Annotated in this window: 13 protein-coding genes; 6 read left to right on the plus strand and 7 right to left on the minus strand. The window is 39.6% G+C overall.

What is annotated here, in order from left to right; genetic code table 11:
- Window positions 1-25 precede the first annotated feature (25 nt).
- The 4 genes from R2Q84_RS03785 (at window position 26) to R2Q84_RS03800 (ending at window position 5,323) form a co-directional block, all read left to right on the plus strand.
- A complete protein-coding gene (locus tag R2Q84_RS03785) occupies window positions 26-820 on the plus strand; it encodes a hypothetical protein (RefSeq protein ID WP_316815195.1) in 795 nt (264 codons plus the stop codon).
- Between the two features lie 232 nt (window positions 821-1,052).
- Window positions 1,053-2,825: a peptide MFS transporter gene (locus R2Q84_RS03790; protein WP_316815196.1), complete on the plus strand. Its 1,773-nt coding sequence runs from the start codon at window positions 1,053-1,055 to the stop codon at window positions 2,823-2,825.
- A gap of 85 nt (window positions 2,826-2,910) precedes the next feature.
- Window positions 2,911-4,464, plus strand: coding sequence for a peptide MFS transporter (locus R2Q84_RS03795; protein WP_316815197.1), 1,554 nt, complete (start codon window positions 2,911-2,913; stop codon window positions 4,462-4,464).
- Window positions 4,465-4,567: 103 nt separating this feature from the next.
- A complete protein-coding gene (locus tag R2Q84_RS03800) occupies window positions 4,568-5,323 on the plus strand; it encodes a polyprenol monophosphomannose synthase (RefSeq protein WP_316815198.1) in 756 nt (251 codons plus the stop codon).
- 4 nt (window positions 5,324-5,327) lie between these two features.
- Here the strand turns inward: R2Q84_RS03800 and R2Q84_RS03805 are convergent, their stop codons facing one another.
- The 5 genes from R2Q84_RS03805 to proS all read right to left on the minus strand — a co-directional run bounded on the left by R2Q84_RS03805 (window position 5,328) and on the right by proS (window position 10,336).
- A complete protein-coding gene (locus tag R2Q84_RS03805; RefSeq protein ID WP_316815199.1) occupies window positions 5,328-5,840 on the minus strand; it encodes a YdeI/OmpD-associated family protein in 513 nt (170 codons plus the stop codon).
- 241 nt (window positions 5,841-6,081) lie between these two features.
- Window positions 6,082-6,945 (minus strand): TIGR02757 family protein, encoded by an 864-nt coding sequence (locus R2Q84_RS03810; RefSeq protein ID WP_316815200.1) that lies wholly within the window; start codon window positions 6,943-6,945, stop codon window positions 6,082-6,084.
- Window positions 6,946-7,025: 80 nt separating this feature from the next.
- A complete protein-coding gene (locus R2Q84_RS03815) occupies window positions 7,026-8,165 on the minus strand; it encodes a cystathionine gamma-synthase (RefSeq protein ID WP_316815201.1) in 1,140 nt (379 codons plus the stop codon).
- Window positions 8,162-8,857, minus strand: a complete 696-nt coding sequence (locus R2Q84_RS03820) for a hypothetical protein (RefSeq protein WP_316815202.1) — start codon at window positions 8,855-8,857, stop codon at window positions 8,162-8,164. The genes R2Q84_RS03815 and R2Q84_RS03820 overlap by 4 nt, the downstream gene beginning before the upstream one ends.
- A 6-nt stretch (window positions 8,858-8,863) precedes the next feature.
- Entirely contained in the window at window positions 8,864-10,336 is a 1,473-nt protein-coding gene (gene proS / locus R2Q84_RS03825; RefSeq protein ID WP_316815203.1) for a proline--tRNA ligase, read from the minus strand.
- A gap of 104 nt (window positions 10,337-10,440) precedes the next feature.
- Between proS and R2Q84_RS03830 the strand changes: the two genes are divergently transcribed.
- Both R2Q84_RS03830 and R2Q84_RS03835 read left to right on the plus strand, forming a co-directional pair.
- A complete protein-coding gene (locus R2Q84_RS03830) occupies window positions 10,441-11,409 on the plus strand; it encodes a hypothetical protein (RefSeq protein WP_316815204.1) in 969 nt (322 codons plus the stop codon).
- Between the two features lie 20 nt (window positions 11,410-11,429).
- Window positions 11,430-12,968 carry a hypothetical protein gene (locus R2Q84_RS03835; RefSeq protein ID WP_316815205.1) on the plus strand — a complete coding sequence of 513 codons (1,539 nt, stop codon included), beginning with the start codon at window positions 11,430-11,432 and terminating at the stop codon, window positions 12,966-12,968.
- Window positions 12,969-13,077: 109 nt separating this feature from the next.
- On the opposite strand, the gene R2Q84_RS03840 is transcribed toward R2Q84_RS03835, so the two are convergent.
- Both R2Q84_RS03840 and R2Q84_RS03845 read right to left on the minus strand, forming a co-directional pair.
- On the minus strand, window positions 13,078-14,910 hold the full coding sequence (locus R2Q84_RS03840; RefSeq protein ID WP_316815206.1) for a UbiD family decarboxylase: 1,833 nt from the start codon (window positions 14,908-14,910) through the stop codon (window positions 13,078-13,080).
- Between the two features lie 172 nt (window positions 14,911-15,082).
- A complete protein-coding gene (locus R2Q84_RS03845) occupies window positions 15,083-15,562 on the minus strand; it encodes a DNA starvation/stationary phase protection protein (protein WP_316815207.1) in 480 nt (159 codons plus the stop codon).
- Between the last annotated feature and the right edge of the window lie 96 nt (window positions 15,563-15,658).

Raw genomic sequence — 15,658 nt, forward strand, 5'->3', positions numbered from 1 at the left:
AACCTATCAGGACTCACTAAAAAAAATGTCTGAAGCAATTTACAATGCTTCAAATGATGAGGAACAGGGTTCGATCAATGCTGAGTTCATCAAAACACTCGTTACCGCCCTAAAAACTCCTTCCTCTTTTAACTTCACGTTCGATTCCCTGCAAAGGATATCTATCATGAAATCGCCCGACAACACATTTAGAATATTTTCCTGGTATTTACCTCGCCAGGATGGTACTTATCGCTTTTTTGGTTCAGTTCAAATGTCAACAAAGGACGGAAAACTAAAAATGTTTCCACTGATTGACGGCACCGACGCAATTAAAGATACGGATCAGATTACCGACAATAAAACCTGGTATGGTGCCCGTTATTACCAGATTATTCCAATGTTAATGAATGGCAGGCAACCTTACTATATTTTACTGGGTTGGAAAGGGAAAAATGCCCGATCTTCGAAAAAAGTAATTGAAATACTTTCCTTTGATAAAGCCGGTCAACCTGTATTTGGAAAAGCAGTAATAGACGGATTAAAAGGAGAAAAAACTAAAAACAGGATTGTATTTGAATACAATAAGCTCAACACAATGACGCTTAACCTGGATAAATCAACAGGTATGATCGTATTTGATCACCTTGCCCCACTTTCTTCCGAAATGGAAGGAAACTTTGAATTCTATGCTTCTGATTTAAGCTTTGATGCTTACAAACTCATAGGAGGCAGGCTTAAACTGGTTGAAAATGTGGAAATGAAAAATGAGCCAAATGCTAATGATGAATATTTTGCAGATCCGAAGGACAAACAAATCAAACCTCCAAAAAAACTTTAACGGAGATGTTACAAACTCAATCAACACTTTAAACTTGTGAGTTTGCCTTAGTGTACCTATCTTGCGCGATCGTTTAAACGGCCTATATGTCATTAGGAGGAGAAATGGGTTAGTTTGAAACAATCAAAACAACTCTTTAAGAATCCGAAGACTTGCCCAAAAGTGCTTAAATACATAAAAAAATAAATATTTAATAAAAACTAACTAAACTTCATTACACAAAAAAACTAATATGAATACACAAAGTTTGGACACACCAAATAACTTTTTCGAGAGTAAGGTGATGGGACATCCTTCCGGATTGTTTGTACTTTTCTTTACGGAAATGTGGGAGCGCTTCTCTTTCTACGGGATGAGGGTATTATTAATTAATTTCCTTACTACCGCTGTAATATCTGGCAGTCCTTTCTCTGGCTGGGGTTGGGGAGCTGAAAATGCCGGAGCTCTTTATGGTACTTACGCCATGCTTTTGTACATCACTCCTATTTTCGGTGGTATTCTTGCCGATAAATTTTTAGGTTACCGTTGGGCCGTAGTTATTGGCGCAGCAATTATGACTGTTGGACATGCCTTCATGGCCATCGAATCATCCTTATTCTTATATTTAGGATTAGCTTGCTTAGTTATAGGTACTGGTTTCTTTAAACCAAACATGACTTCTATCCTATCTCAGATGTATAAAGACTTCCCTGAGAAAAAAGATGGGGCTTATACCATTTTCTATATGGGTGTAAATGCTGGTGCATTTTTCGGAATGATGCTTTGCGGTTATCTAGCTGAAAAAGTAGGCTGGCACTGGGGCTTTGGTTTAGCCGGAGTATTTATGCTTTTAGGCACACTTCAATTCTGGTTAGCTAAACCTATCTTTGGTACAATTGGTGATAAGCCGACAAAAGCGTCAAGATTAGCTGCCGATAATGCAAGTAATGCTTCAACTAATGCAGAAGACAAATTAAACCCGTTCACATTAGTAGACAAAATTCTTATTGTTGTAACTACCCTTATTGGTTTATTATACGCTTTCGGAGATCCATTGGCAAAAATCGGTAATATCAACCTGTTCCCGTTTGAAGTAGCTGGTTTAGCTGGACAATCAGTAGTTGTTATTGTTGGTCTGATCTTATTCTTTATCCTGATCATCTGGAGATTGGTTCGTTACACTCAGGTTATCCGCGATCGTATGATTGCTGTAATTGTATTCGCTTTCTTCACCATCTTCTTCTGGATGTCATTTGAGCAGGGGGCCTCTTCATTGGTTATTTTTGCCCGTGACAACGTTGACCGTACTTTAGTAGGAAACTCTTTAATGATGTTCAATATAGCGAACACGCTACTAACAGTAGTTCCACTTATACTCATCACTTATGTGGTAATTAAATTGTCTCAGCAGACTTTCAAAAAGGCTCCGGGTTCTAACATTGCTCAATTCGTATGTTTTACCTTCGTTTGGGGTATTGTGATCTGGATGCTTTACCGTGAGTTCACTGCAACAAGTTCTGAAATCACAGTATCGTGGTTCTCTATTTTGAACTCCTTCTTTATCATTGCCTGCGCCTCTACAGTTTCAAAAGTATGGGATAGTAAATTTAATCCGCCGGCAGCCGTAAAGTATGGTTTGGGATTAATCATTATGTCGATTGGTTTTGGATTACTGGCATTCGGTTCACATGGTGTAGCTGCAGGTGTAAAAGTATCGATGATCTGGTTAGTACTTGCTTATTTATTCCATACATTGGGTGAATTATGTTTATCGCCTGTTGGACTTTCTTATGTATCTAAATTGGTACCGGCACGTATGATCGCTTTCATGTTTGGTATGTGGTACCTGGCCATAGCTATTGGTAATAAGCTGGCTGCGATTATTGGCGGACAAATTGAAAACATCACTAAGGAATACTCACTATCTACTTTCTTCCTGATTTTCACCATCGTTCCAATGGTGGCCGGTGTATTGGTAATGCTACTGCACCCGGTGCTGAAGAAACTAATGCATAACGTAAGATAGCATTTCAATAAACAAAACATAAAAGTCTTTAGAGCATATTCTAAAGACTTTTTATTTTTACATTTATATTTAAATATACATATTTATGGCTGATCGGTTGTCATTGGACGAAATCCAGGACTTTAAGGGAAAATACCCTAAACAACTTTGGGCGCTCTTCTTTTCAGAGATGTGGGAGCGTTTCTGTTTTTACGGAATGCGCGGAATGCTCACTTATTTCATGGTTACAGAATTATTCATGAAAGATGTGGACGCAAACCTGCAGTATGGTGCTACTCAGGCTTTCGTTTATGCTTTTACCTTTGTTGGCGGTTTATTTGCTGATAAAATATTAGGGTTCAGAAAGTCCTTGTTCTGGGGCGGAATTCTGATGATTGTGGGAAGCGGTATTTTGGCTTACGATCCACATAAATTCTTTTTCCTTGGTATCAGCTTTACCATTATAGGGACGGGCTTTTTTAAACCAAATATCTCGACCATGGTAGGAAAACTGTATAGGGCAGATGATTCACGCAGAGATGCCGGTTTCTCGGTATTTTATGCAGGAATAAATATTGGCGCTTTACTTGGTGGTTATGCCTGTATTGCCATTGGTAAAGAATACTCATGGCACCTGGCCTTCGGACTTGCTGCGATTGTAATGGGGATCAGTCTCATTACCTTCCTATTCACACAAAAAAGTCTGGGTCCTATCGGCTTGCCGCCGGGACAGGATGAAGAGGTGACAGACATCAGTTTAACCGGTATTGACGACAAAGTACAAACACAACCCACCGTCATACAACGTAAATCTGCCAACAAAAAATGGTACGATTATGCGGTGTATGCAGGTTCACTTGCTATCATTCCGGTAATCATGATTATGGTTGCAAAAACGCAGTATACCGACTGGTTTATGTATATCATTGGTCCGGCAACATTGCTGTACATCCTTTTTGAAATGACACGCTACGGATGGGCGGAACGCAAAAAATTATTAGCGGCACTCATATTCATCCTGTTTTCTATACTTTTTTGGGCATTCTTTGAGCAAAGTGGAGGCTCACTAAGTCTGTTTGCAGCAAGAAACCTGGATAACAATTTATTAGGCCTGGTAAAACTGGATCCTAACGGTGTAAATAATTCGGCCAATTCATTTTTCGTCATTGTTTTCGCCTTCTTATTCAGTCTGATCTGGATTGGCCTGGCTAAGAAAAAGATCGAACCCAATACTGTTATTAAATTCGGACTAGGCTTTTTGTTCCTTTCAGGTTCATTCTTTATTTTCTACAGCACCCGTTTCTTTACTACTTCGGAGGGCGTTGCTTCACTTGATGTCTTTACAGTAGCTTATCTGGTGATGACTTTTGGTGAACTTTGTCTTTCTCCAATCGGGCTCTCCATTATGACAAAATTATCGCCCGTAAAACTTCAGGGGGTAATGATGGGTATGTGGTTCCTGGCTAGTGCATACGGACAATATGTTGCGGGCTTACTTGGTGCAGGCATGGCCAAAGCGAGTGAAAATGATAGTCCGCTACAAAAACTAACCAGTTATACCGAAGGCTATAAACAACTGGCAATTTATGCACTTATTGCTGGTGTAATACTGATAGCAATATCACCACTTGTAAAAAAACTGATGCAGGAAGTGAAGTAAACCTGCAAAACATTGTCATTTAACAATATTTAACCCTTAGTATCCTTTTATACTAAGGGTTTTTCATTTAGTTTCCATAATTTTGCATAATAATATATTTTACGTGTCAGACAGCCTAATTATAATTCCAACATATAACGAAAAAGAAAACATTGAAAAAATCATCAGAAAGGTCTTTTCACTAAACGACTTTTTTGAGATTTTAATCATTGATGATGGCTCCCCTGATGGCACGGCAGATATTGTTAAAAAACTTCAAGCTGAATACCCGGCACTACACATAGAAGAACGTACAGGAAAACTTGGTTTGGGCACCGCCTACATCCACGGCTTTAAATGGGCGCTGGAACGACCTCAATTCCAATACATATTTGAGATGGATGCCGATTTCTCACACAATCCTGAGGATCTTATCCGTTTAAAAATGGCTTGTGTTAATGGTGCTGATTTGGCCATAGGTTCCCGCTATGTAAATGGTGTAAACGTAGTAAACTGGCCGATGAACCGTGTACTCATGTCATACTTTGCATCCATGTATGTAAGGATAATAACCCGTATCGACATACAAGATGCTACAGCAGGCTTTAAATGTTATACCCGCAAGGTTTTAGCCACCATACCATTGGATAAAATAAAATTTGTAGGCTATGCCTTCCAGATCGAGATGAAGTTTACCGCTATTAAATATGGTTTTAAAGTGGTTGAAGTACCTATCATATTTACCGATCGCACTGAAGGAAGTTCAAAAATGAGCACCCGAATTTTCAGAGAGGCCTTTTTAGGCGTAATACAGATGAAAGTATGGAGCTGGTTTAGAAAATACGACAGACCTTCGGAAAACAAGCAGCTGGCAAACTAAAGCGTTATTCTTTTCTCGGTTTCCCGTCTCGCATCATCATCCCAAAGTCCCAGTCCTTATCCATAGCAGAAACAATCTTTACAATTCTTTTCGTTCTTGTAGCTTCTGTTTTTGCTGTATTCAACCAATTGATGTACCAGTTTTGATGTGATTTGGGTTGCTTAAGGAAATTTCTAAGCAAATGCGGCTCATCTGTTAAGCAAAGCTCCAGGTCTTCCGGCATTTCAATCTTAAAAGCTTTATCTTCTTCCAGTTGCAACTCCAGTACTCCCCCTAATTGTTTCTTTAGCTTCTTCCGAATTTCACCATTTAAAGCGATAATGAAATTACCCTCTCCCATTGGCACTAATGACATTCCTTCTATTTCAACCTGATCCAGTTTGCCCCTTACTCTAAAACTCTTCCGGCAATCTGGTTTAATGTCATTGGCTATAGCTTGAGGAACAAAAATGTATGTCCAACCTGTCTTCTCGCCTTTTTCGGCAAACCGCTCTATTTCCGCTTTGAAAGTAATCATACAGTGTTAAAGTTAGAAAGAATAATAATTTCGCACAGCATAATTGTTAAACTATTATGTTGTCTACACTTCGTCATCCTGAGAATTCACCATTAGAAAACTACAAAAAAGGTAATGACAGGCATGCTATATGCAACTCGTCATCCTGAGTTTAGCTCAGGATCTCGCATAAGAAGGGTGGTCTTTCCAGTGCGAGGTCCCGGTCTTCACCGGGATGACGACCGCTTTACAAATAACAATATTAAAACTTCTCTTCCACACCTAATCCAAACAAAGCAAAATCGTATTTAACCGGATCCAGCGGATCTAACTCCAGCAACTTGCCTGTTAACTCTACAGCTGTCCGCCAATCTGTTTGCTTCCTTTCAATTAGCCCCAATCTGCGGGCTACCCTATCCACATGCACATCACATGGACAAATTAAATCAGCAGGCTTAATCGTTTTCCAGATACCAAAATCCACGCCTTTATTATCACTTCGAACCATCCAACGTAAAAACATGTTTAAACGTTTACAGGTTGATTTCTGCATAGGTGAAGACACGTGTTTAATGGTTCTTCTGGGATAATCCGGCAAAGAGAAAAAATATGCCCTGAAATAATTAAGTGCCCTTTCAATTTTAGGGACCTGCTGGTTCAGTTCAGTTAACATGCAACTGGAAGAAGCATACCCTCCACCATAACTCCCTATTACCTGATTAGAAACAAAATCTGTTTGAAACATATCTCCCGGCGGCAAAAAAGCGGCTTCCAGACTATCAAACTGCTGATAATGCTGATGGAAAAAGGACACGAAATACAAAAGATCAGTATCGTTAAAAGTTCTGTGTTTAAAATCCAGCAGTCTTTTCAAATCTCCATCCTCATGGTGCAGCATAAAGTTATGAGGATCATTATCCATCCTTGTAAATAACTCATTGCATTTATTGATAATTGTTTTACGCTGCCCCCAAGCTAAAATTGCCGCAAAAAATGCGGCAATTTCGATATCTTGTTTCTTAGTATACTGATGTGGAATACAAATCGGATCGTTTTGAATAAAGTTTGGGCGGTTATACTGGTCAACTTTAACGTCCAGAAAATCCTTAAGTTCTAAAAATTCCAATGTTATTTATTTTAACTGTCTAACAGGTGCGAAATACTGAACCCAGCATAACGACCGGCTTACTATTTATAGCCTGCTTATTATTTAAGTGCCTGTTCCAGATCGGCAATAATGTCATCAATATCTTCAACACCAACGCTTAAACGCAACAGATTATCGGTTACTCCTACCTTTTCACGCTCTTCTTTTGGAATAGAACCGTGTGTCATAGACACCGGGTGATTGATCAATGACTCAACCCCACCTAAAGATTCTGCTAATGTAAATACGTGAAACGAACCTGCTACTCTAAACGTTTCCTTCAGATCAGCACCTTTTAAAGTGAAAGATACCATCCCTCCGAAATCGCGCATTTGCCTTTTGGCAATATCATGGTTAGGATGATCTTCAAAACCCGGCCAGTATATTTTATCAACCTTAGGATGTTTTTTAAGGAAATGAGCCACCTTAGCACCATTTTCGCAATGTGCTTTCATACGTAAATGCAAGGTCTTAATTCCCCTAAGCACTAAAAATGCATCCTGCGGACCTGGTGTTGCACCACAAGCATTGTAAATAAACCACAGGTTTTTATACAACTGCTCATCATTAACTAACAAAGCACCCATCACCACATCCGAGTGTCCGCCAATATATTTGGTAACCGAATGCATCACGATATCAGCACCAAGATCCATTGGGTTCTGCAAATACGGAGAAGCAAAAGTATTGTCGACCGTTAACAGCAAATTACGTTCTTTCGTAATTTTGGCCATTCCTTCAATATCCACAATCTGCATGGTTGGATTAGTTGGTGTTTCTATCCAAACCAACTTGGTTTTATCATTGATATAAGGCAAGATATTTTCTGGCTTAGATAGATCCAGAAAATGGAACTTAATGCCATATTTAGCATAAACCTTAGTGAAAATCCTATATGAACCACCGTAAAGGTCATTCCCGGTAATCACTTCATCGCCTGGCTGCAATAACTTCATCACTGCATCCGTAGCGCCCATACCACTTGAAAATGCCAATCCATGTTTTGCATTTTCTAAAGCTGCCAGGCAGGCCTCCAACGCCACACGTGTTGGGTTGGTACCTCTTGAATACTCATAACCTTTATGATCTCCCGGCGATTTCTGCCAATAGGTAGAGGTTTGATAGATTGGGGTCATTACTGCTCCTGTTGTAGGATCAGGTTCTTGTCCTGCATGGATCGCTTTTGTCGCAAATTTCATATCTCTTTATTTTGCTCTAATTCTGCTTTAAACTGATAGCCCAGGTTTTTACCTGTAGGGTAACCACTTGCGGCAAGCATCGTTTGTTTCTGATTTAAAGTTACGTCTTTTATCTGGGCAAAAGGTGGTAGAATTAAGTCAGAATTCAGACAGAATAAAATAGAACGTTCAATGATATCCGTCAGTTTTTCTTCTGTAATGATGTTATCTGCCATGTTTTGGTATAGAAAATCCAACGCTCCCTCACCTTCCACGATAAAATGCATATCCTTATTCACCAAAATTCTGGCAATTAAAGATCCTTCATCTGCCAATCTGTTATACTTAACAGAATCTGCAAGAAAATTATGGATGTAAATTGCGCCACAGTAAGCCAGTGACTCGTCTTCCTTTATATACTTAGTCTGAAACATAGACGAGGACCGCTCAAAACTAAAAACGTTACTGTGCATGGATACCATTAACATATCACCAGAGAATTTAAGTTCGGCTTCAAACTTGCTGCTCTCTTTGAAATGAACCTCCACCGAAGGATCTTTTGCAGTGTAGTCACTCTGTAGTTTTGCCGCAATCTTAAAAAGCTGCTTTTTCAATAAAGCAAATGCTTCTGTTGTATTTCTATAGATGGCTTGTTTTAAAGAAGCCTTGTTTTCAAATTCGCTTAAAATCTTGCTGTAGTTACTGGTATCCATATTTATTTAATAAGCCCTTGCAAATAATACACGTTGTTTAGATGGTTTACCTGAATAGATACAAACTCCATCTTCCAGTTTATTGTTTAATGGCACACATCTAATTGTTGCTTTTGTTTCTTCTTTAATTTTTTGCTCAGTTTCAGAAGTTCCATCCCAATGCGCAGCAATGAAACCAGTTTTAGTATCTAATAATTCTTTCAATTCATCGTAAGAATTCGCTTCAGTAATGTGTTCATCTCTGAAGTTCAATGCTTTATTGTAGATGTTTTCCTGAATCTGGTCTAACAATTGTGCGATGTAGATCTCCAGTCCGTCTTGTAAAACAGTTTGTTTCTCACGTGTATCTCTACGTGCAAGTTCAACAGTTCCGTTTTCCATGTCACGACCACCAATAGCCAAACGAACAGGTACCCCTTTCAATTCGTATTCTGCGAATTTAAATCCTGGGCGTTGCGAATCACGATCGTCATATTTAACAGAAATATCCATGCGTTTCAATTTCGCACTCAGTTCATTTACAAAAGAAGAAATCTTTTGCAACTCTTCATCGTTCTTATAAATCGGAACAATTACTACCTGAATTGGTGCCAATTTTGGAGGTAAAACCAATCCTGCATCGTCACTATGTGCCATAATCAAAGCGCCCATCAAACGTGTAGATACACCCCATGAGCTGGCCCAAACGAATTCCTGTTTACCTTCTTTACTGGTAAATTTCACATCAAATGCTTTTGCAAAGTTTTGTCCAAGGAAATGTGACGTACCTGCCTGTAAAGCTTTACCATCCTGCATCAATGCTTCAATGCAATAAGTATCTAATGCGCCTGCAAAACGTTCATTAGGTGTTTTAACACCTTTCACTACAGGTACCCCCATCCAGTTTTCAGCAAAATCAGCATAAACATCCAGCATTTGCCTGGTTTCTGCAATAGCCTCATCTGCCGTAGCATGTGCGGTATGTCCTTCCTGCCATAAAAATTCAGTAGTACGTAAAAACAAACGGGTACGCATCTCCCAACGTACAACGTTAGCCCATTGGTTAACCAGGATTGGTAAATCACGGTACGACTGAATCCAGCCTTTATAAGTGTTCCAGATAATCGTTTCTGAAGTAGGTCTAACAATTAGTTCTTCTTCTAACTTAGCAGTTTCATCAACAATAATGTTTCCATTTCCATCATTTTTAAGACGGTAGTGTGTCACAACGGCACATTCAGTGGCAAAACCTTCAACATGGGAAGCTTCCTTAGAAAAAAATGACTTGGGGATGAATAAAGGAAAATAGGCATTGCTGTGTCCGGTATCTTTAAATTTTTGGTCTAAAACCGCCTGCATCTTCTCCCAAATGGAATATCCATAGGGTTTTATAACCATACATCCCTTAACAGATGAATGCTCTGCCAGATCGGCTTTTATAACAATGTCGTTATACCACTGGGAATAATCTTCGTTTTTGCTTGTAATACCTTTGCTCATAACTGTTTGGAACGTTTTTTGTGTTAAATGACTTGTAAAGTAGGCTACAAATCTATAAATTTATACCTACAAAATAACACAACACACAAAGAAGGGATATAGTTATGAAATCAAATTATTTATTCACGAGTATGCTGGCGCTTACGGCTATGGCTATAGCGTCATGCTCTGCGCCCAGGTTAGCGCAGCAGAATTCGAATGATGATGTCTATAACTCTGTAGCGCAGGCCAAAGAGTATAGACAACAAGTACCCGTACGGGATACTGAGTATAATGATAACGATCAATATGAGCAGTATGACGATTATGGTACAAGCGATCCTTTTTATGATATGGATTATTCTTCCCGCATCAGTAGGTTTTCCTATGGAAACCCATCTTGGAGAGGTTATTACGACCCATATTTTGATAGCGGATGGTATGGCAATTATGGCATGTCGTTAGGCTTTGGCTTCGGCTTTGGATATAATCCTTTTTACGGATCTTTATGGGGCTCTCCTTACAATTCATGGGGCAACTACTATTCTCCATTCTGGGGATATAACAATTACTACGGCGGCGGATATTATGGCGGCGGTTTATGGGGCGGTGGCTACTGGGGTGGCGGTTTTTACACCGGCAGAACAACTCCTGTTGATTACAGGCCAAGACCCAACAGAGGTGGCAACAGTTATATTGGCAGAAACAATGGTATCATGACGCCTAGAGCATCAAGAGGACAATCTAATGTAAACGGTACGTCAGGAAGACCTTCAAGAGGTGATGCTGGTGTAATCGGCCGGCCAAACACTGAAGGTTCAAGACCATCCAGAAATGAAACTTCGAGGCCTCCAAGAACAGAAGGATCAAGACCGGCAAGAACAGAGTCGTCAAGGCCAGCTCCAACTGAAAGACCTAGCAGACCGGCAAGAACAGAGTCTTCAAGACCTGCTCCGGCTGAAAGACCCAGCAGACCAGAATCAAGACCAACAAGAGAATCTTATTCTCCACCTCCATCGTACAATCCACCATCAAGAGGTGGTAGTTCAGGCGGTAGCTATGGCGGCGGCAGACCAAGCAGAGGCGGCAGATAATTTAAGCGAAATACATACAGATGAAGAAATTTTCACAAATGCTTATGGTAGCTATGGTAGCTACCACAGGCACAACATATGCGCAATATGCGGGTGACGCTATAAAATTTGGTAATACGAATTACGGGAGTTCCACAAGATTTAAAGGGATGGGTAATGCCCAGATCGGAGTTGGTGGTGACATGAGTTCACTTAGTGGCAACCCTGCCGGATTAGGTCTTTTTACCAGATCTGAATTTAGCTTCAGTCCTGAACTTAACAATTCAACATCAAAAGCAAATTACCTGAATAACAATACTAACGACTCCCGTACAAAAGTAAACGTAAATCAGGCAGGAGTTGTTTGGTATAACCCGACGTACAAGCCCCAAGGTCAAAATACAAGTAAAGGTGTTTTGAGTACGGTTTTCGGGATCGGCTTTAGCAGGACTAACGATTTCACCCAACAGTACAACTACGGAGGAAGTAATGCCAATACCTCTATGCGCGATTTCTTTGCCGAAGAAGCAAATAGAAATATGTATAGTGATGGTTCGCTGGATGAAGTTTCATTAGAGAATTACGCTTACAGCGATTATTTAATCAATAAAAATACACCAACCAGTCCTGGGCGTTTTGAGTCTACTCCTTTCAGCACCAATGTGCAGAGCCAGTCTGCGATAATTTCAGGAGGAAGTTCTGAAATAAACTTTGCAGGCGCCTTAAATATTTCAAATCAGTTATACATCGGGGCAAGTATAGGCATGGTAAATGTCCGCTATGACCGTATTGCCACCTATACGGAGAAAGGACAGGTAAATGTGTATAATAACGGTAATCCGAATGACCCTAATGATATACCAGGATATGCCGGACCGGAAGATTATAGTTTCAATTATACACAAAATCAGGAAACACAGGGATCTGGTATCAATGCAAAATTAGGTATTATTTACAGACCCGTTAGTAATTTCAGAATTGGTTTGAATTATCAGACGCCAACATGGTTGTATATCGAAGATCAATATTCAGAAAATCTCTTTACTTCCTTATCGGGGGAGAAACCGATTGTAGGAGATGCAATCTCGTCACTTTATAATTATCGTTTAAGAACACCTTCTAAAGCATCAGTTGGTGCAAGTTACGTATTTGGCGGACAAGCCATTCTTTCTGCTGACGTTGATTTTATAGATTATGCAGGTACGCGCTTTTCTATGGACGGCGGTGGCATGAATGACCAGACCATTATTAACAACAATGCGGACATTAAAAATGGTTATACTTCGGCTGTAAACTATAGAGTTGGTGGCGAATACAGGATCAATAATTTCAACTTACGGGCGGGTTACGGATTAAATGGAAGTCCGGTAAAGAATGATACAGATAACACCTATGAAACGCAGTATTATAGTGGAGGTCTGGGTTACCGTATTAATGAATATTATATTGACATAGCTTATCAACGTGTACAATCAAAAGAACGCTTAAGCTCTTATACGTTGAACAATGGTTCAGAACCTGTTGCAACTATAAAAAATGCAAACAACAATGTATTCCTAACATTTGGTGTTCGGTTTTAAATAAAAGCTTCTTATGGCAAAAAGCTCCTGATCAAATTATGACCAGGAGCTATTATTTTGTCGTCATCCTGAATTTATTTCTGGATCACCCGCATACTATTAACACCTGCTAAAGAATCCCGTGCAAAGAAGCTCCTTTAACGCCTAGTCTTTCTATATTCCTTTCCACAACTTCATCTTTGATTAATTCTGGTGCATGATGGGGCTTTTTACGGGCATCAATAATAACAGGCCCGGTACACCCCCAATGCTTTTCTCGGATAAAGTTCCCTACCCCATGAATATCTGCAGCCGGATTGCTTCTGGTAAAGGTTATCCACACAAGGTTATTAATAGTGGCTGATGTAAACTCGTGATCATCACATAAAACAATTAAAGCCAGGCCATCTAATTCCTTATGTTTCAAATGTTCGTTCAACAGCACCATTTCCTGCTCCGCATGTGCTGCATCAACATAAGCACGTCCTTTTAACGCCAATACACCAGGAATAGCCATTTTATAGTGATTAAATGGTTCCGGTACGCTAAAACCTTTGGGTAATTCGCTTGTCAGTATTCTTTTTGGTGCGCCCGCAGCTGCAAAAACAACTTTAGAGCCACTATTTAAACCATCTCCGCTATAATCCAGCGTATCGATAGTTGTATGCGTGTGGAAATGAAGATCTGTTTTAAAATCCATCCTGGAAAGCACATGCTGCATAAATGCAGAAAGATCGTGCGTATCTAAATGTTCATCGTCCTCTCTGGCCGCAATAAACAGGTACTTAGCCAGGCTCAATTGGTTTTTTCCTAAAATATGATTCGCAATGGTTAAGATTTCCTGTGGCCTTCGCTCCTTAAGAAAAGGCGTATACCTTTCGCTCCCTATCGCAAACAATAAGGGATGCACACCGGCAGCGTCAACAGCATTCACTTCTTTTAATCCATGTATTTCTTTAGGCAAGGCAGAACCCGCTATTTCATGAATCAATGCACCAAAGCTGGTATCTTCCTGTGGAGGACGGCCAACAACAGTAAATGACCAGATCGCGTCCTTACGATGGTATACATTATGTACCTTCATCAAAGGGAAAGGGTGTGTAAGGCTGTAATAACCTAGATGGTCACCAAAAGGACCTTCGGGTTTATTCTCCTGTGGATAAACCGTACCTGTAATTACAAAATCTGCATCCGCAGAAAGGCAAAAGCCTTCTTCGTCATAAAAATACCGGAATCTTCGGTTACCTAAAGCACCAGCAAAAGTCATTTCCGACAACCCTTCCGGCAATGGCATTACTGCTGCCAGTGGATGAGAAGGCGGACCGCCCACAAAAATACTCACTTTTAAAGGTAAACCTTTAGCATTGGCTTTAGACTGGTGTACTCCTATTCCTCTGTGAATCTGGTAATGCAAACCAATTTCTTTGTTCAATTCGTAATCGTTACCGGCCAGCTGAATCCTGTACATCCCCAGATTAGCATTTAAAATACCCGGTTTATCTACATCTTCTGTATAAACCTGTGGCATAGTAATAAATGGACCGCCATCCATGGGCCAGTTTACGATTTGAGGCAAAGCATCAATCGTAGTTTTACTAAATACCGATTTAAATGTCTGTTTTAAGGGCAATGCGGTAAGTGCGGTTAAACCAATACCTGGTAACTTTAATGGATTTTTTAATGCTTTAACCGGATCAGAACGCAGGTTAACCAGTTGTTCTACCTTCGGCAGACTGTCCCTGAACATAAATTTAGACCGTTCCAGTGTTCCAAATAAATTGGATACAGCAGGAAACTTACTTCCTTTAACATTTTCAAAATACAATGCTGGTCCCTGTTGCTCATAAACGCGTAGATGAATCGCCGCCATTTCAAGGTAAGGATCTACCTCTTCTTTTATCCGAATTAAGTGACCGTGTTTCTCTAAATCAGCAACACAGTCTGCTAAGCTTTTATATCCCATGTGAGCCAAAGATATTAAAGAATGGTGTAAAACGCGTCATATTGGTATAAAACACGTCATGCTGAATTTATTTAAACATCTCCCAGGTATTAAACCAATTTAAAAGAGATGCTGAAATAAATTCAGCATGACGATCGTATTATTTAACTAAATATCTACTGTAATTAAGCTGTTATCTTTTTCCTGCAAACGAACGCAACATCCAGGTGTTTTTCTCTTTAAATTGCATAAACCTGTTTACCATATCATTGGTACCATCATCCCCTGCTTTATCTGTCGCATCCAACAATTCCCGTTCCATCTCGATTAACCTGGCCATATCGTCTAAAATCGCATCAACCATATCCAAATCTTTCATGCCTATGGTATCTATTTCTTTAATTGTAGATTCCTTGATATAATCTGCAAAACGACTATGAGGCGGTTTACCTAACGTAAGTACACGTTCAGCAATTTCATCTATTGTTAGTTGAGCATTGGTATATAACTCTTCAAATTTAAGGTGTAAGGTAAAGAAATTCTGGCCTTTAATATTCCAATGACATCCTCTTAATTTCTGATAATGAATATGATAATTTGCCAGATAATCGTTCAACATATCTACCACTGGTTTTACTTTTTTTTCACTTAAACTTATTTCTTTTGCATTCATGATATTAATTTTATTTTCTGTCTTGAAACTTTGTTATTGTCACTATTCATAACAGTTAACTATAAAAATGGTTTTCACAAATATTAATAAACCAAG

The sequence above is a fragment of the Pedobacter nyackensis genome, from assembly GCF_032678475.1.
GTDB classification, from domain to species: Bacteria; Bacteroidota; Bacteroidia; order Sphingobacteriales; family Sphingobacteriaceae; genus Pedobacter; species Pedobacter nyackensis_A.